We start from the raw sequence: 16,264 nt of genomic DNA on the forward strand, positions 1-16,264 counted from the left end.
ATTTTTTAGTCAAAGTAAGTTTCCCAATTATCAGCTTTGTGACATGCAAAAGCACGTTTGAAATCATCTGGCATATTTCGAGCCAAAGATAAATTTAACTTTAAAGCTTCATCTAAGGTGAAATATCTAACATCAGAAGTTTCTACACCACTGTGAATGTCGTCTTCTGTAGGGATGCATTCAAAAAATAATTTATATACGTAATTGAGATTTTTCTTAGGGTAGTGATTTTTTTGCATGTCTTTGATAGCAATCATACGTTTAGGTTTGACTTTGATTCCCGCTTCTTCGAAAGTTTCTTTGACAGCAATTTCGGCAGCAGAATAGCCAACGTCGCCCCAACCACCAGGGATTGACCATTCACCACTACTTTTTTCACGAACTAGTAAAATCTTGTTATCTCTAAAGGTTGCTGCTCGAATATCAACTTTAGGAGTAACGTAACCAGTATCGGCATCAAAGAAAATATTTAGCCGTTTTTGAGAAGGATTCTTAACTAATTTAGTGATTAGTTGTTTTGAGACGTCTTCTAATTGGTCATATCGTTCACGATCGAAGACATCTTTACTGTAATGTTTGCCAGTTTGAGCAATTGCTTGTAATTTTTCGATTAGTAATTCAATATCATCCATTTTTATACCGCCTTTAATTGGATTATATCATTAGAAGACTAATCTTTAGAAATCGATTACATTAAGTTGCTTCTTCATAAAGCGGTTGTCTAATGAAAGAATTGAAAATATTGTAGCTTTTAATCGTTAAACCGACATTTTCTTCCTTAACCATTTCGGCAATGTTTGCCATCAAATAAAGACTATTGATCATCATGGAGTGAGAATCATTGGAAAGGGCAAATTTAATACCTTTTTCTAAAGTTTGAATGGCCAAGTCGAATTTGGAAATGTGAAAATAAGATAATGCGGCAATATAAAATAGTAAATTTAAATTTTCATTGTAATTTGATTTTTCAAGATGGCGAAATGCCAGTTTTATTTGATCAAAGGTAGAGGTTTTAAGTCCCTGTTGAGCATAGACGTAAGCTAGAGTGATATTGCCTAATCGGGTTAGAGTAGATTGTTTACGACCGTTGGTTGAACATGCTAAAGATAATTTGAGATACTCTTTGGCTTTGTCAAAACCTCGATCAAGATGTAATGAACACAATGCCAAATAAAAGTAATAGGCTTGTGTTTGTTGATCATTTTGAACCATTTCTAAAACAGTAGGGCGATTCAAAAAAGCTTGTAATTGCTGATAGTTACGCTTGTGGTAAAAACTAGCAGCTTTTTGATTGAAATATTTTTCACGACAAATTTGAAAACTTCCTACTAAGCAAAGGTCATCAAAATCAACTGCTAATCGTTCACAAAGATTAATCAGTAGTTGTGTATTGGGAATATATTTGTTATGTTCAATTTCTGAGAGAGTCGATTGCGAACAAATATCTTCGGAAATTTCACTTTGTGACAATTGCTGTTGTTGTCGAGTTTCTCGTAAGATATCACCTAAATTATTCATATAATAAACACCCACTATTTATTTCTATGATTAGATAATATAGAAAGAGTGTATATTTTCTGTTCAATTAATGTAAAGTTGTGTAATTTTTTTGTAAATATTTCAAAAAAAGCTATTTCCAGCGCAATCCGGAAATAGCTTTTTATAATTTAATGAAGTGAGAAACCTTGTTCCAACAAAAAGTCAGCGACTTCTGGACGGTGAACGTGATTGAAAATAGTTAAGTTCTTTTCAGTCCAAGTCGTATCTTGAGGATTAGTTTTTCGATTAGAATAATAGTCTTTTACTTCCTTATCATAGGTAGATAAATCGTTGAAAAGTTGATTATCATAAGTGTTTTTTGAAACTCGGTTTGACATTGGAAGTCTAGGCTTAGTTTGGTTAAGTACCTTAGGAACACCAATGGTCATTCCAAAAAGTGGGAAAGTATATTTGGGAAGATTTAGTAATTCAGCAACTTGCTTGATATTGTTACGAATGCTTCCAATATAGCAGATCCCCAATCCCATAGATTCAGCAGCAACAGCCATATTTTGGGCCGCGATAGTAGTATCTACAGTAGCAACGAGTAGCGATTCCATATTCTTAATGCTATCTAAACTTTGATTATGTTGTTTGAGCATAGTAGCTTGGCGGTTAAGATCAGCTATAAAAATATAGAAAGTATCAGCTTTTTTGACGTGTGGTGAGCTGATGGTAATATCTGATAATTGGTTACGTAGGTCAGGATCGGTAATTTCAATGATTGAGAAAGCCTGAACAAATTCAGAAGTCGATCCACTTTGAGCGGCTTTAATTAATTCTTCTTTTATATTTTCACTAATTGTTTCATCTTTAAAATCCCGTACTGATACGTGTTTGATTAAGTTTTCAATAGTTTGGTTCATTTTATTCCCTCATTTTTTGAAAATAATTTTACTTGTTTTTGTATCATAACATTTTAAAGTAAAATTGTGTTTGACTAAGTTTTTGACTAACCAGAGTTGCAAATTTAGTCGAATGAAAAATATATTTAAAAACAAAAAAGCTGTTATACCAGTCTTTTCAACCGATATAACAGCTAACGAAATTTCTCAAATCACCCGTATGGGAATCGAACCCATAACTCCACCTTGAGAGGGTGGCGTCTTAAACCATTTGACCAACGGGCAATTAAACAACACCCATAATTTTAACCGTAATTAGGTAAATCTGTCAATAAGAATTATTGTTTTTTATGATTATTCTCGTCCTTGGTCTTAATAATTAGGACATAGATCATCATACCAATCAAAATAATCGTATAAATAGCACTAATAAATCCAGCGTATTCCATAATTATCCAACCGGTTATTCTTGCACTGGCCAATAAGAGCATTGATAAAACACCGAACATGACAACTTTGCGTAATAAATCTTGATAAATCTCATTAAATTTCTTTTTATTATTTCTCATAGAAGAATAACCCCTGAAGCCACCGCTCCTGCTAAAATTGCCAAAAAGTTATTTAGGAAGTGAACAGTTATATTAGCTTTAATATTTTTAGTTCGATAGTAAACACCAGCTAAGATGACTCCCAATAAAATTTTTGATAGTGCATAGAACCAATCAGTGTTACCGCCAAAAGGTGCATGAACGTAACCAAAAATTACACCACTGATGATGACCGAGATTAAGGGATGATCAACGAAAAACCAGTTCATAAAAATTCCTCGAAAAAGAATTTCCTCTAATATCGGGGCTACAAAAATAGTAAATATTATTAAAATAATCATGCTATTATTAGCGACTAGTTGTAACGCTTCGACGTTTTCATTGCTACTTTTCATAAATGGTAACGTTACGATATTAATTATAAAAGTTAAAACGGTTGCAATTACTATGATAATCCAAGTACCCTTAGTAAAGCTTGAAGTTGGGAATTTTTGGGCTTTTTTGAAGGTCCAGATAATGACGGTTGCAGCGATTATCAATAGAATCAAAGTTACCAATGGAGCCATTTTAATGTAGGATGAATACTTGGTGCCTAATTCTTTTTTTGTCAAAGTCAGAACACTTAACGGTAATTGTTCCATTAAAAATAATGCTAAAAAGGCTATAATGTGAAGTATAACTCTTATAGGATGATAAGTATTTTTTGTATTGTTCATTAAAATACCACCTTTATTGGGATAATTATTAGAATTTTTTGATGATTAGTGCTTTAATACTATAATGCTATTAGTCAATTTTAAAGGGAGTGAATAAATGTTTAAGATTGCTAGAGGTCGGATTAATAACTGGCAAGTACTTGCTGCGGTCATTTTTATGATTTTCCAAGTCGTTGCAACGTTATATATTCCTAATCTTACATCAGACATTGTCAATAAAGGTGTAATTACTGGTGATACGGATTATATCATACATACCGGTATTGAAATGGTTGTCGTATCGTTGATTACAGCCATTGCCGCTTTTGGAAATGTTTTGATGGCATCACAAGCCTCACAAGGTTTGGGTCGGAAGTTAAGATCCGATTTATTTAAGAAAATATTATACTTTACGCATGATGAATTCGACAAGTTCGAAACATCTTCATTAACAACTAGAACAACTAATGATGTTATTCAAATTCAAAACGTAATGATTATGATGTTGAGAATGATGATCATGGCACCGATTATGTTGATTGGTGCGAGTTTCATGGCTTATCAAAAGAATGCCGAAATGACAAAAATTTTCTTGATTTCAATTCCAGTTTTAATCATCATTGTGGGATTAGTCATGTTCTTTGCTGTGCCATTGTTTAAAGCTATGCAAAAGAAAACTGATCGGTTGAACTTAGTCTTTCGTGAAGGATTAACAGGAGTACGTGTTATTCGTGCTTTTAGACAAGATCAATTCGAACAAGATCGTTTTAAGGAAGCCAACGAAGATTATACTAACAATGCTGTCAAAGTATTTAGTATCGTTGCCGTTATGTTTCCGGTTGTTACATTAGTTATGAGTGGGACTAATGTTGGTATTACATGGTTGGGGGCACATTATATTGCTAATCAATCAATGGAAATTGGTAATATGATTGCTTTCATGACTTATGCTATGCAAATTTTAATGAGTTTTATGATTCTTTCAATGGTTTTCGTTTTCGTACCACGTGCTTCTGCATCTGCTGCTCGTATTCAAGAGGTCTTTGAAACTAAGAGTAAGATCGATGTCGTTGCAAAACCTGCCAAATTAAAGGATGAACCATCATTGAGTTTTAATGATGTTAACTTTAGATATCATGGTGCCGAAAGATTGGCTTTAAATACCTTAAACTTTAAAGTTACTAAAGGCCAAACTCTAGCCATTATCGGTGGTACTGGTTCCGGTAAGAGTACTTTGATCAATTTGATTCCTAGATTTTATGATGCTGAAACTGGTGTCGTAAGTATCAACGGAACTGACGTCAAAGCTTTGAGTACTGAAGACATCAATAGTCAAGTTTCCATGGTTCCACAAAAGGCAATTCTCTTCAAAGGAACTATTCGTGAAAACATGGCTTATGGTAAAGAAAATGCGACTGATGATGAGATTTGGCATGCACTAGAAATTGCCCAAGCTGCTGATTTCGTTAAAGAGTTGGATGGTCAACTAGATGGTGAAGTTGAACAAGGTGGAGATAACTTCTCTGGTGGTCAAAAACAACGTCTAGCAATTGCTCGTGCTCTAGTCAAAGATGCTTCGATTTACGTTTTTGATGATTCATTCTCAGCTCTTGATTTCAAGACCGATTTGAATTTGAGAACAGCTTTGAGAAATGATGAAAAAATTAGTCAAGCGGTTGTCGTTATTGTTGGACAACGTATCTCAACTGTTGCCGATGCTGATCAAATCGTTGTTTTGGATAACGGTGATATGGTCGGATTAGGTACTCATCAAGAATTGAAAGAGAATAATAAGACTTATCAAGAAATTATTAAATCTCAACTGAAGGAGGATAAGTAATGGCTGAAAAGAAAAATGAAACACAATCACCTTCAGTAGGACACGGTCCTGGTCGTGGTCCTAATATCGTTGTTAAACCTAAGAATTTCTGGAAGACCACTGGTCGTTTAGCAAAATACATGTCAACTTATGTGGTTGGGATTATTGTCGTTTTGGCCTTGGCCATTGCTTCAGCTGTTTTCCAAATCAAGACTCCAAAGATCTTGGGTGAAGCTACTACCGAGATTTATAAAGGTTTAATGACTGGTGTAGCGCAACAAAAAGCTGGTTTTAAGATCAATGGGTTGCCAATTAATTTTGACAAGATTGAACACATCATTTTCATTGTTATTATGATGTATTTAGCTTCAGCGTTGTTTAACTTCGTTCAACAATTCGTTATGACAAGAATTTCACAACGAACTGTTTACAAATTAAGACGTGATTTAAAAGGCAAGATGAGAAGATTGCCAATTAACTACTACGATTCTCATTCTAATGGTGATATCATGTCTCGTGCCATTAACGATATGGATAATATCGCCGGTACTTTGCAACAAAGTTTGACCCAATTAGTAACTAGTTCGGTTACCTTTGTTGGTATCATTTGGATGATGTTGACGATTAGTTGGAAATTAACTTTGATTGCTTTAGCAACCGTTCCGTTGAGTTTGATTGTGGTTGGGATCATTGCACCTCAATCACAAAAATTCTTTAAGCGTCAACAGGATTCATTAGGACTTTTGAATAATCAAGTTGAAGAAAATTATTCTGGACATGTTGTTGTTAAAAGTTTCAATCACGAACAAGAATCAATTGAAGAATTTGAAAAAGAAAATACTAAGTTGTACAAAGCTTCTTGGAAAGCTCAATTGATTTCTGGTATCGTTATGCCAATGATGAACTTCTTGAACAACTTAGGTTATGTTTTCGTAGCTATGTATGGTGGTATTCAAGTTGCCAATGGTGGAATTTCACTTGGTAATATTCAAGCTTTCTTGCAATATATGAATCAATTTTCACAACCAATTGCTCAATTAGCTAACTTAACTAATACGATTCAAGCAACGATTGCTTCAGCAGAACGTGTCTTTGAAATTTTGGATGAACCCGAAATGGAAGATACTAAGGTCGATGTACCTGATGTAAAAACTGATGACAAAGTTACTTTGGATCACGTTAAATTCGGTTATGAAGGTAGTCCAATTCTTTTGAAAGACTACAATCTTGAAGTCAAACCAGGCGAGATGGTTGCTATCGTTGGACCTACTGGTGCTGGTAAGACTACTATCATCAACTTGCTAGAACGTTTCTACGATGTCAGTGGCGGTTCAATCAAGCTAGATGGTAAAGATGTTCGTAATATGACCCGTGAAGAAGTTAGAAGTCACTACGCTATGGTGCTTCAGGATACTTGGCTCTTTACTGGTAGTATTTATGACAATTTGAAGTACAGTCGTGAAGATGCCACTAAAGAAGAGATTATTGAAGCTGCTAAAGCTGCCCATGTGGATAACTTTGTTCGTCAATTGCCACAAGGTTATGACACTGTTCTGAATGAGGAAGCTTCAAATATTTCTCAAGGTCAAAGACAGTTGATTACTATTGCTCGTGCCTTCGTAGCTGATCCAGAAATTTTGATTTTGGATGAGGCTACTAGTTCAGTTGATACGAGAACTGAATTGCACATTCAGCATGCGATGGAACGTCTATTGAAGAATCGGACAAGTTTCGTTGTAGCTCACAGACTTTCAACTATTCAAGATGCTGATAAGATTATTGTGATGAACCATGGTTCAATTGTTGAAACTGGTAATCATAAAGAACTTATGGCAAAGAATGGTTTCTATGCTGATCTTTACAATTCACAATTTGCTGGAAATGTCGCAATGTAAAAATATAAGCTTTATAATTAGAACGTGCTTTTGTAGCACGTTCTTTTTTTATTTTTTCAGTAGGAGAGGTAACTATGGCAAATTTTGAAGAAACCAAAGCTCAAATTATTGATCTAGTTAATAAACAAGTCGTTCCAGGAGTCAGTTTTGGCTTTATAAACTCCTCTCAGACGAATAAATATATTTATGGTGATAAGGAATGGCGTCCCGAAATAAAACCGCTCAGAGGTACAGAATTGCACGATTTAGCCTCTTTGACGAAGGTTATGGGAACAATTCCGTTGATTATTAAATTGATAAATGAAAAAAAGATTGATTTGTATGATCCAATCAAAAAATATTTACCAGCTTTTTCTGATGATCGGGTCGAATTATTTCACTTGTTGACGCATACTTCGGGAATTCATGGCTACATTCCTGATCGTGATTCTTTGAACAGTGACCAGTTGATTCAAGCTTTGATTAAACTGCCAGTAACTGACACTTTCAACAAAAAAGTCGTATATACGGATACCGGTTTGATTTTTCTAGGTTTGGTGATTGAACAAGTTTGTCAAATGCCTGTTCAAGATGCCATTATGAAATACATCGTTGAACCAGAAGGATTAAAAGATGCCACATTTGACCCTAATCCTAAAGATTGTGTTCCAACGTATGAAGTCGACAATCAAATGCTTTATGGTGTGCCTAATGATCCTAAAGCTCGCCAATTAGGTAAACGTTGCGGCTCAGCAGGGATGTTTGCCAGTTTGGCTGACGTCATGAAGTTTGCCAAGGATATGCTGAAACCGGATAAGAAATTTTTGTATCGCAATTTTACGGAATTAAATCCAGGACGTTCACTGGGGTGGGACGTCAAACCTGATGGTTCAGGACATGTTTTGTTCCATACGGGTTATACGGGACATTTCATAGCCTTAGATTATCAACACCAAAATGCAATGGTAGTTTTGACGAATCGAGTTCACCCAATTGAACACAATCAGATTTTTTTGGAACGTCGTGAAACGATTTTGAATTCGTTTTTAAATGAGAGCAAATAAAAAAGCAGCCGTTAGGCTGCTTTTATTTTTGTTTGATATATCCTTTTTCCATTAAACTCTTACGTAAACTGAGCATGGCTGTGTAAGTTGCTAGGACATAAATTTTATCTGTTGGAATATTTGGAATTTCTTTAACGAAGTCTTCAATTTTAACGGTTTCTTTGTTTTTCTTCATATCCAAACCGGCAATCTTAAAGCGATAAGTGACATCTTTGACACGTTTACCACCAGTGATAACTAGCGGCAATTTGTCGTAGTCAAAATCTTCGAAATTGGCGTCCCAGATCCAACTAGTATCAATTCCGTCAGCGTAATTAGCATTTAACAAGAATGCTAAAGTATAAGGATCTTTGTCACTGAGAACAGTTTCGATAACTTGATTCAAGCCAACGGGATTCTTAACTAGAATAATATTGACGTCTTTGCCATCAACATTGATAGTTTCCTGACGACCAAAGACTTTTTCATCGTAAGTGAAAGCTTTTTGCATTTGTTCAACGCTGATACCCATTTCTGAAGCAACTGCATATGCGGCCAAAGCGTTATAAACGTTGTATTTTCCACCGATATTCATCGTGAACTTGTTACCATCGATTTCAAATTCAGTTTTGTTAGGGAGCAAGGTTGAAATGTCTGTAACTTGGTATTTTAATTCGTGTCGTTTGAAACCACAGTTAGGACAGAAATAACTACCAAGATTAGCATAAGAAATCATGTGGTAGTGAATGATGTGATTACACTTAGGACACAAGACACCGTCAGTGTTGGTTGGTGCTTTGAAATCTTCATTTTCATGTCCTTTATCAGAGAAACCGTAGTAGATAAACTTGTTTGGTAAATCCTTTGAAGAGAAGATAGCAGCATCACCATTGGCAATGACTGTGGCATCTGGTGCCATTTTGATTCCATCGACGATTTTTTGATAAGTAGTGTAGATTTCACCATAGCGGTCCATCTGGTCACGGAAAATGTTAGTTAAGACGAAATATTTTGGTTTGATGTACTTACAAATGATAGGGACGTTGGCTTCGTCAACTTCCAAGACTGCCAAAGGCTTCTTGCTCGTTTTGTGATGGGTAACGAAACTAGTAACGATTCCTTGAATCATGTTGGAACCGGTTGGATTAGTTAAGACGTCGTTATATTTTTGAATCAACATCTTATTGATCAAAGAAGTTGTCAAAGTTTTCCCGTTTGTACCCGTAACGACAATCAAATCGTAATCCTTACCAAGACTTTTCAAAATATCTGGATCAATTTTATAAGCAATTTTTCCGGGATATGAAGAGCCACCATTAAAAAATTTGCTCAAAATAAAATATGATGTTTTACCTGTAATTGTTGCTATACTTGATTTAAATGTCATTAATAAAAACCCCAAATTGAATTAATTAAAAATATATTATCATACCTGAACTATATTTTATCCGTTTTTGATTGAAAATGGGAAATCTTTGCTGTGTTCAAGAGCCATTTTTTTCGTTATAATCTTGAAGGACATATTTTTGGAGGCGTAAATTTGGCTCAATTATTTTTTAAATATGGTGCTATGAATAGTGGAAAATCGATTGAGATTTTGAAAGTAGCCCATAACTATGAAGAACAAGGCAAGTCAGTTATCTTAATGACTAGTATTTTGGACACTCGCTCTGGACATGGAAAAATCGAAAGTCGCATGGGTTTAAATCGTGATGCGATTGCTTTGAAAGATGATTCCAACGTTTATGAAATTGTTAAAAAAGAAAATCCTAATGCATCTTGTGTTTTGATTGATGAATGTGAGTTTATGACTAAGGACCAAGTCCTACAAGCAACTCAAGTTGTTGATGACTTAGGCATTCCCGTTATGGCATTCGGTTTGAAGAATGATTTCAAAAATGAGTTATTTGAAGGTACAAAGTATCTTTTGTTGTACGCAGATAAGTTGGAAGAAATGAAGACTATTTGCTGGTTCTGTACAAAAAAAGCTACAATGAATATGCGTATGGCTAATGGTAAACCAGTTTATGATGGTGAACAGGTTGTGATCGGTGGCAATGAAATGTACTATCCAGTTTGCCGTCGTCACTATAACCATCCTCCAATGCTTGATGAAAATTAATAATAAGAAAGGATAGTTGAGTTGGATAAAATATTTGAACAACTAGAAACATTGCTTGAAAGATATCAAGAACTTCAAGAATTAATGAGTGATCCTGAAGTTATCAACGATACAAAACGTTATATGGCTTACTCAAAAGAAGAAGCTGACATGCGTGATGTTGTTGCTGCTTTCAAGCACTACAAAGAACTAAAGCAAAGCATCAGTGACAGTGACGAAATTCTTCGTGAAACTGATGATCCTGAAATGGAAGCAATGGCAAAGGATGAATTAGAAAGTTCCAAGAAAGAAATTGATGAAGTTGAACATCAAATTACTTTGTTGATGCTTCCTAAAGATCCTAATGACGATAAGAATATTATCATGGAAATTCGTGGTGCCGCTGGTGGTGACGAAGCTAGTTTGTTTGCTGCGGACTTATTGACTATGTACAGTAAATACGCTGAAAAACAAGGCTGGAGCTTTGATATCATCGATGAAACTGATACTGAAGTCGGTGGCTACAAAGATGTTGCGGTCATGATCACAGGAACAAAAGTTTACTCAAAACTTAAGTTTGAAAATGGTGCTCATCGTGTACAACGTGTTCCTTCAACTGAGTCTCAAGGTCGTGTTCATACATCAACTGCTACTGTGGCAGTAATGCCTGAATATGATGAAGTAGATATTGATATTGATCCAAAAGACATTAGAACTGATGTTTATCGTTCATCTGGTGCCGGTGGTCAGCATATCAATAAGACTTCATCTGCTGTTCGTATGACTCACTTACCAACTGGTATCGTTGTTGCCATGCAAGATCAACGTTCACAACAACAAAACCGTCAAAAAGCTATGCAAATTTTGAAATCTCGTGTTTATGATTACTATGAATCACAAAATCAAAATGAATACGATGAACAACGTAAATCTGCTGTTGGTACTGGTGACCGTTCTGAACGTATTAGAACTTACAATTATCCACAAAACCGTGTTACCGATCACCGTATCGGTCTATCTTTGAATAAACTTGACCGTGTTATGAATGGTGATTTAGAAGAAATAATTGATGCCTTGATCGTTCATGACCAAGCTCAAAAGTTGGAGCAAATTCAAAGTGGAGAAGCTAAGCTATTCTAACGCCCTGAAAAGGGCTTTTTCTGTGTTAAAAAGCCAAAATAAATTTCCTGAAGATGCACAGTACTTAATGGAAGAGTTAAGTGGTTTTAACTATACCCAGCTACAATTGCATCGAAACGATGAAGTTCCGACTGATATTATGCGGAAGTTTCGTGATGGGTTGATGCGTCTAGGGATGGATGAGCCAGTGCAATACATTTTAGGATATGCATATTTTATGAATCGTAACTTTTCTGTTAATGAGAACGTACTGATTCCACGAAATGATACTGAGGAAATGGTTCAACAAATTATTGATGAACATCCAAAGAACGATTTGTCGATTTGTGATATTGGAACAGGCTCAGGAATAATTGCGATAACTTTAGGAATTGAGTTTCCTGAAGACGATATTTTGGCGACTGATATTTCAAAAGAAGCTCTACAAGTGGCACAGTTAAATGCCGATAATTATCAAACGAACAATGTCTTTTTTAAGCAAAGTGATTTATTTAAATCAATTGATCCGCAAAAATTTGATATTGTTGTTTCCAATCCACCATACATTGCTGAAGACGAAAAAAAGGACATGGATCCAAGTGTTATTAAATTTGAACCGGATTTGGCTTTATATGGGAAGGATAATGGGTTAGAATTCTATGAGAATATTACGCAACAGATCGATAATTATCTTTCTGATGATGGTATTTTGTATATGGAGTTCGGTTTTCGACAAAAAAACGCAATAAAAGCGATTTTTCGTGATAATTTACCTAATTATGTTGTAGAATTTCATAAAGATATAAGTGGGAATTACCGATATCTAAAAGCTAAAAAGGAGATGTAGTATTGGAAACTGAGATACTAGAGAATACACAGATTCAAGAAGCTGCAGATTTCCTAGCCAAAGGACAACTAGTTGCTTTTCCAACTGAAACTGTCTATGGCTTAGGTGCTGACGCGACAAGACCTGATGTAGTCAAAGATGTCTATGCTGCTAAAGGACGTCCAAGCGATAATCCTTTGATCGTCCATGTTGCTAGTCCTGAAATGGTCTGGGAATATGCCGACAACAGCTACAAACCTTTGGCCCAGAAGCTAATGAAAGCTTTTTGGCCGGGTCCATTGACAATCATTATGCCAATACAACCTGGGAAACTTTCTAAGGCAGTTACAGGGGGACTGACGACTGCTGCTTTTAGAATGCCTAATAATAAGGCGACTTTGGATCTTATTAAAACTTTTGGCAAACCAATTGTAGGTCCATCTGCTAATACAAGTGGCAAGCCTAGTCCAACTTTAGCAAAACATGTTTACCACGATTTACATGGTAAGATTGCAGCTATCTTAGATGATGGTCCAACTAAATTGGGAGTAGAATCGACTGTCATTGATTTATCTGTTGATGTACCAACGATTTTACGTCCAGGGATGATTGATTCAGATGACTTATTGAAGGTTATCGACAATGTCAATTCAGATCATCATAAAGTAACTGCAACAGAAGTTCCTAAGGCACCAGGGATGAAGTACAAGCACTATGCGCCAAGCGCTCAAGTCATTATTGTTGATGACGTCAAAGACTTTCCAGAAGCGATTGCTGAATACAGCAAAAAAGATGCTTCGTTAGGGGTCTTAGCTACTGATGCAATTCTAAAAGAAGTACCTGAAAACATCACTACTTTTTCTTTGGGTGATGATGTTTATAGCGCTTCCAAAGAATTATTTGCAGGATTGCGTCAATTGGATGTTGACCATATGGATTACATCTTGGCTCAAGGCTTCCCTGATGAAGGTCATGGAGTTGCATACAGCAACCGTTTGAACAAATCAGCAGGCAATGCACATTACAAAAACTAAGGAGATTTAAAATGTCTAAATTTACAGTATTGAACCACCCATTGATCCAACATAAACTTACAATTATCCGTAACAAGCACACAGGTACAAAGGTATTCCGTGAAGTTGCCAACGAAATTGGTGAACTAATGGTTTATGAAATTACTCGTGACTTGCCATTAAAGGATGTTGAAGTTGAAACACCAATGGGCAAATCTACACAAAAGGTGCTTGCCGGTAAGAAATTAGCTGTTATTCCTATTTTGCGTGCTGGTTTAGGAATGGTTGACGGTGTACTAGAATTGATCCCAGCTGCCAAGGTTGGTCACATTGGTATGTATCGTGATGAAAAAACATTGAAACCACATGAATATTTTGTAAAGCTACCTAGCGACATCGATCAACGTGAATTGTTCATCGTTGATCCAATGCTTGCTACTGGTGGTTCTGCCAACATGGCTATCGATGCGTTGAAGAAACGTGGTGCAAAGCATATGCGTCTAGTTGTTCTAGTTGCTGCCCCAGAAGGTGTTAAGGCTGTTCAAGACGCACATCCAGATGTCGATATCTATGCTGCTTCACTAGATGAAAAGATTACAGACAGTGGTTATATTTTCCCAGGTTTAGGTGATGCTGGAGACAGATTATTTGGGACAAAATAAGAATTTCATTGTTTGAATATATAAAATTTAGTGTTATTATTTTGTGGTATCAATTGTTTTCAATAAGCGAAGAAAGGAGGGTTATTATTGGATGATAAGTATAAGTTTATTGATTTCTTAGGCTTAAGATTCAATGTTGCAAATGACTTGTCAGTACTTGTCTCTGCAGTCCTTGTTTTCATTTTGGTGTTTGCATTATCTCGTAAAGTCACAATGAGACCAGGTAAAGCACAGAACGTACTTGAATGGATGATTGATTTTACTAATGGTATTGTAAAATCGGCAATGCCAGATGGTTCAGGTAAACAGTTCAATCTTTACGCGTTTGTATTATTCCTATTTATTTTCGTTTCTAACCAATTAGGATTATTCTTCCAGCTAAAGATTGACGGTTTCACATATGTTAAGTCACCAACATCTAATCCTTTAATTACAATGGGACTTGCGACGGTTTCATTGTTACTTTCACACTATTATGCTGTGAAGAAATTTGGATTTGGTGGTTATTTATCCAATTATGCGAGACCGGTAAAGTTTTTACTACCAATTAACCTTCTGGAAGAATTTACCAACTTCCTAACATTGTCACTACGTCTTTACGGTAATATTTTTGCCGGTGAAGTACTTCTTGCACTTATTGGAACTGTTGCCAAAAGCGTTGGTGCTGTGACATTTATTGGCGCAATGCCATTAGCCATGATTTGGCAAGGCTTTTCTGTATTTATTGGAGCCATCCAAGCGTACGTATTTACCACATTATCTATGGTTTATATTTCACGTAAAATGGAACAAGAATAACATTTATTGGAGGATTTTTAATTATGAAGGATATTGCGGCAGCTCTTGCAGCTGGTATCGCTGCTCTTGGAGCATCAATCGGTAACGGACTTGTTATTTCAAAAACTCTTGAAGGTATGGCTCGTCAACCAGAAGTAGCTGATAAATTAAGAGGAACAATGTTCATTGGTGTTGGTCTTATCGAAGCTGTTCCTATCATTGCCATTGCTATTGCGTTCGTTATTCTTTTCGTTTAATACATACGATTTTAAATTTGGCGATGTCTAAAGATGATCGCCTTTTAATGCTATGTATTTATTAGAAAGGAAGGAGTGAAGAATATTGGCAGGTTTATTAGTTCTCGGAGCTGGTCAAGTAGCTTTGGGTGACATGCTTTTCATTCTTATTTCTTTCATCATTTTGGCACTCTTAGTAAAACATTTTGCTTGGGGTCCTGTTACAAAAATGATGGATGCCAGATCTGAAAAGATCACTGGCGATCTTGATTATGCGGATCAGGAACGCACACGTGCTAAAAAGTTGGCTGAAGAACGTGAAGGTGCTCTTAAAAATTCACGTGCTGAAGCAGTTGAAATTGTTAATAAAGCAAAGGAAAGCGGTGAGACTCAAAAGAAGTCTATCGTATCCGATGCTCATAGCGAAGCTGAAGAATTAAGACAAAGAGCTAAATCTGATGCAGCTAAGGCTAAACAAGATGCGTTGTCAGATGCTCAAAATGACATTGCAAACTTGTCTTTGGAAATTGCTTCAAAAGTTATTTCTAAAGAACTTAATGCAGACGATCAAAAGTCACTAATCGACTCTTATATTAAGGAGTTGACGGTAAATGAAACTAAGTAAATATCAAGTGGGAAAACGATATAGTAAGGCACTTTTTGAAGTAGCCGAAGAACAAAATTCCATAGAAGAAGTGCTTGAAGATTTAAAGTCTTTGAAAACTGTCTATGAAGAAAATCCTAGCTTGAGCTTTGCTCTTGCAGGACGTTCTATTTCTCGCACTGAAAAGATCAAAATTTTGGATACATTGAAGAGCCAATTTGGTGAATTGATGCAAGATTTCTTGGGATTAGTTTTTGACAACAATCGTATGGACTGTGTGACTGATATTGCTGACGCATTCATTGAAAAATATGATGAAGTTAACGGTATCGTTGAAGCAACAGTTAAAACAGCGATTGACTTGGATGAAGCACAAATCAGTCATCTTGAATCCGTAATTAAAGAGAGATTTTCAGTAAATAAAGTAAATTTAACGAAAATAGTTGATCCTACTATTATCGGTGGCGTTGTGATCCGTGTTGGAGATCAAGTTATCGATGGTAGTGTTGTTAAGAGATTTAATGACATCAAGAGAACACTATTGGTTAATAATTAAGTCGAGG

General features: G+C 35.8%; 18 protein-coding genes and 1 tRNA gene. 12 read left to right on the forward strand and 7 right to left on the reverse strand.

All coding sequences use genetic code 11. The features are described from left to right. Positions 1 to 5: 5 nt before the first annotated feature. From G6534_RS03640 to G6534_RS03665, 6 genes are all read right to left on the reverse strand, one after another. On the reverse strand, positions 6 to 632 hold the full coding sequence (locus G6534_RS03640) for an NUDIX hydrolase (protein ID WP_059074489.1): 627 nt from the start codon (positions 630 to 632) through the stop codon (positions 6 to 8). A 61-nt stretch (positions 633 to 693) separates the two neighbouring features. After that, positions 694 to 1,518, reverse strand: a complete 825-nt coding sequence (locus tag G6534_RS03645) for a helix-turn-helix domain-containing protein (protein WP_059074488.1) — start codon at positions 1,516 to 1,518, stop codon at positions 694 to 696. 149 nt (positions 1,519 to 1,667) lie between these two features. Continuing rightward, positions 1,668 to 2,405, reverse strand: a complete 738-nt coding sequence (nfsA, locus tag G6534_RS03650) for an oxygen-insensitive NADPH nitroreductase (RefSeq protein ID WP_059074487.1) — start codon at positions 2,403 to 2,405, stop codon at positions 1,668 to 1,670. Positions 2,406 to 2,596: 191 nt separating this feature from the next. After that, positions 2,597 to 2,669 (reverse strand) — tRNA-Glu (locus G6534_RS03655). A 53-nt stretch (positions 2,670 to 2,722) separates the two neighbouring features. After that, on the reverse strand, positions 2,723 to 2,953 hold the full coding sequence (locus G6534_RS03660; protein WP_059074486.1) for a hypothetical protein: 231 nt from the start codon (positions 2,951 to 2,953) through the stop codon (positions 2,723 to 2,725). Then, on the reverse strand, positions 2,950 to 3,648 hold the full coding sequence (locus G6534_RS03665; protein WP_182083151.1) for a CPBP family intramembrane glutamic endopeptidase: 699 nt from the start codon (positions 3,646 to 3,648) through the stop codon (positions 2,950 to 2,952). Before G6534_RS03665 ends, G6534_RS03660 begins: the two co-directional genes overlap by 4 nt. 97 nt (positions 3,649 to 3,745) lie before the next feature. Here G6534_RS03665 and G6534_RS03670 point away from each other — a divergent pair, with 97 nt between their 5' ends. The 3 genes from G6534_RS03670 to G6534_RS03680 all read left to right on the forward strand — a co-directional run bounded on the left by G6534_RS03670 (position 3,746) and on the right by G6534_RS03680 (position 8,384). Beyond that, positions 3,746 to 5,467 carry an ABC transporter ATP-binding protein gene (locus tag G6534_RS03670; RefSeq protein WP_059074485.1) on the forward strand — a complete coding sequence of 574 codons (1,722 nt, stop codon included), beginning with the start codon at positions 3,746 to 3,748 and terminating at the stop codon, positions 5,465 to 5,467. Then, the gene (locus G6534_RS03675; RefSeq protein WP_059074484.1) at positions 5,467 to 7,341 is read left to right on the forward strand and encodes an ABC transporter ATP-binding protein; all 1,875 of its coding nucleotides are present in this window, start codon (positions 5,467 to 5,469) and stop codon (positions 7,339 to 7,341) included. Before G6534_RS03670 ends, G6534_RS03675 begins: the two co-directional genes overlap by 1 nt. Before the next feature lie 74 nt (positions 7,342 to 7,415). Beyond that, positions 7,416 to 8,384, forward strand: a complete 969-nt coding sequence (locus tag G6534_RS03680) for a serine hydrolase domain-containing protein (RefSeq protein ID WP_059074483.1) — start codon at positions 7,416 to 7,418, stop codon at positions 8,382 to 8,384. A 22-nt stretch (positions 8,385 to 8,406) separates the two neighbouring features. On the opposite strand, the gene G6534_RS03685 is transcribed toward G6534_RS03680, so the two are convergent. Further along, positions 8,407 to 9,750 carry a Mur ligase family protein gene (locus tag G6534_RS03685; protein ID WP_182083152.1) on the reverse strand — a complete coding sequence of 448 codons (1,344 nt, stop codon included), beginning with the start codon at positions 9,748 to 9,750 and terminating at the stop codon, positions 8,407 to 8,409. A gap of 153 nt (positions 9,751 to 9,903) precedes the next feature. On the opposite strand from G6534_RS03685, the gene G6534_RS03690 reads away from it, so the two are divergent. From G6534_RS03690 to atpH, 9 genes are all read left to right on the forward strand, one after another. Then, positions 9,904 to 10,485 carry a thymidine kinase gene (locus G6534_RS03690; protein ID WP_182083153.1) on the forward strand — a complete coding sequence of 194 codons (582 nt, stop codon included), beginning with the start codon at positions 9,904 to 9,906 and terminating at the stop codon, positions 10,483 to 10,485. A 21-nt stretch (positions 10,486 to 10,506) separates the two neighbouring features. Then, positions 10,507 to 11,604, forward strand: coding sequence for a peptide chain release factor 1 (gene prfA / locus G6534_RS03695; protein ID WP_059074481.1), 1,098 nt, complete (start codon positions 10,507 to 10,509; stop codon positions 11,602 to 11,604). Beyond that, entirely contained in the window at positions 11,549 to 12,430 is an 882-nt protein-coding gene (prmC, locus tag G6534_RS03700; protein WP_268750986.1) for a peptide chain release factor N(5)-glutamine methyltransferase, read from the forward strand. Before prfA ends, prmC begins: the two co-directional genes overlap by 56 nt. Before the next feature lie 2 nt (positions 12,431 to 12,432). After that, positions 12,433 to 13,443, forward strand: coding sequence for an L-threonylcarbamoyladenylate synthase (locus G6534_RS03705; RefSeq protein WP_059074480.1), 1,011 nt, complete (start codon positions 12,433 to 12,435; stop codon positions 13,441 to 13,443). An 11-nt stretch (positions 13,444 to 13,454) separates the two neighbouring features. After that, positions 13,455 to 14,084: a uracil phosphoribosyltransferase gene (gene upp, locus G6534_RS03710; protein ID WP_059074479.1), complete on the forward strand. Its 630-nt coding sequence runs from the start codon at positions 13,455 to 13,457 to the stop codon at positions 14,082 to 14,084. An 87-nt stretch (positions 14,085 to 14,171) separates the two neighbouring features. Then, entirely contained in the window at positions 14,172 to 14,882 is a 711-nt protein-coding gene (gene atpB / locus G6534_RS03715) for a F0F1 ATP synthase subunit A (protein WP_059074478.1), read from the forward strand. A gap of 23 nt (positions 14,883 to 14,905) precedes the next feature. Further along, positions 14,906 to 15,118 (forward strand): F0F1 ATP synthase subunit C, encoded by a 213-nt coding sequence (gene atpE, locus G6534_RS03720; RefSeq protein WP_010020175.1) that lies wholly within the window; start codon positions 14,906 to 14,908, stop codon positions 15,116 to 15,118. Positions 15,119 to 15,200: 82 nt separating this feature from the next. Continuing rightward, the gene (gene atpF, locus G6534_RS03725) at positions 15,201 to 15,722 is read left to right on the forward strand and encodes a F0F1 ATP synthase subunit B (RefSeq protein WP_029606542.1); all 522 of its coding nucleotides are present in this window, start codon (positions 15,201 to 15,203) and stop codon (positions 15,720 to 15,722) included. Beyond that, on the forward strand, positions 15,709 to 16,257 hold the full coding sequence (gene atpH, locus G6534_RS03730; RefSeq protein ID WP_059074477.1) for an ATP synthase F1 subunit delta: 549 nt from the start codon (positions 15,709 to 15,711) through the stop codon (positions 16,255 to 16,257). The genes atpF and atpH overlap by 14 nt, the downstream gene beginning before the upstream one ends. Positions 16,258 to 16,264 lie beyond the last annotated feature (7 nt).

Origin of the sequence: Companilactobacillus pabuli (assembly GCF_014058425.1) — a bacterium.
GTDB lineage: Bacteria > Bacillota > Bacilli > Lactobacillales > Lactobacillaceae > Companilactobacillus > Companilactobacillus pabuli.

Bases quoted from the DNA above. Each gene is read 5' to 3' on its own strand.
- prmC (WP_268750986.1), top strand. From the start codon at position 11,549: ATGACCAAGCTCAAAAGTTGGAGCAAATTCAAAGTGGAGAAGCTAAGC.
- G6534_RS03665 (WP_182083151.1), bottom strand. From the start codon at position 3,648: ATGAACAATACAAAAAATACTTATCATCCTATAAGAGTTATACTTCAC.
- G6534_RS03670 (WP_059074485.1), top strand. From the start codon at position 3,746: ATGTTTAAGATTGCTAGAGGTCGGATTAATAACTGGCAAGTACTTGCT.
- G6534_RS03645 (WP_059074488.1), bottom strand. From the start codon at position 1,518: ATGAATAATTTAGGTGATATCTTACGAGAAACTCGACAACAACAGCAA.
- atpE (WP_010020175.1), top strand. From the start codon at position 14,906: ATGAAGGATATTGCGGCAGCTCTTGCAGCTGGTATCGCTGCTCTTGGA.
- G6534_RS03660 (WP_059074486.1), bottom strand. From the start codon at position 2,953: ATGAGAAATAATAAAAAGAAATTTAATGAGATTTATCAAGATTTATTA.
- G6534_RS03640 (WP_059074489.1), bottom strand. From the start codon at position 632: ATGGATGATATTGAATTACTAATCGAAAAATTACAAGCAATTGCTCAA.
- G6534_RS03680 (WP_059074483.1), top strand. From the start codon at position 7,416: ATGGCAAATTTTGAAGAAACCAAAGCTCAAATTATTGATCTAGTTAAT.
- G6534_RS03685 (WP_182083152.1), bottom strand. From the start codon at position 9,750: ATGACATTTAAATCAAGTATAGCAACAATTACAGGTAAAACATCATAT.
- nfsA (WP_059074487.1), bottom strand. From the start codon at position 2,405: ATGAACCAAACTATTGAAAACTTAATCAAACACGTATCAGTACGGGAT.
- upp (WP_059074479.1), top strand. From the start codon at position 13,455: ATGTCTAAATTTACAGTATTGAACCACCCATTGATCCAACATAAACTT.
- G6534_RS03675 (WP_059074484.1), top strand. From the start codon at position 5,467: ATGGCTGAAAAGAAAAATGAAACACAATCACCTTCAGTAGGACACGGT.
- atpH (WP_059074477.1), top strand. From the start codon at position 15,709: ATGAAACTAAGTAAATATCAAGTGGGAAAACGATATAGTAAGGCACTT.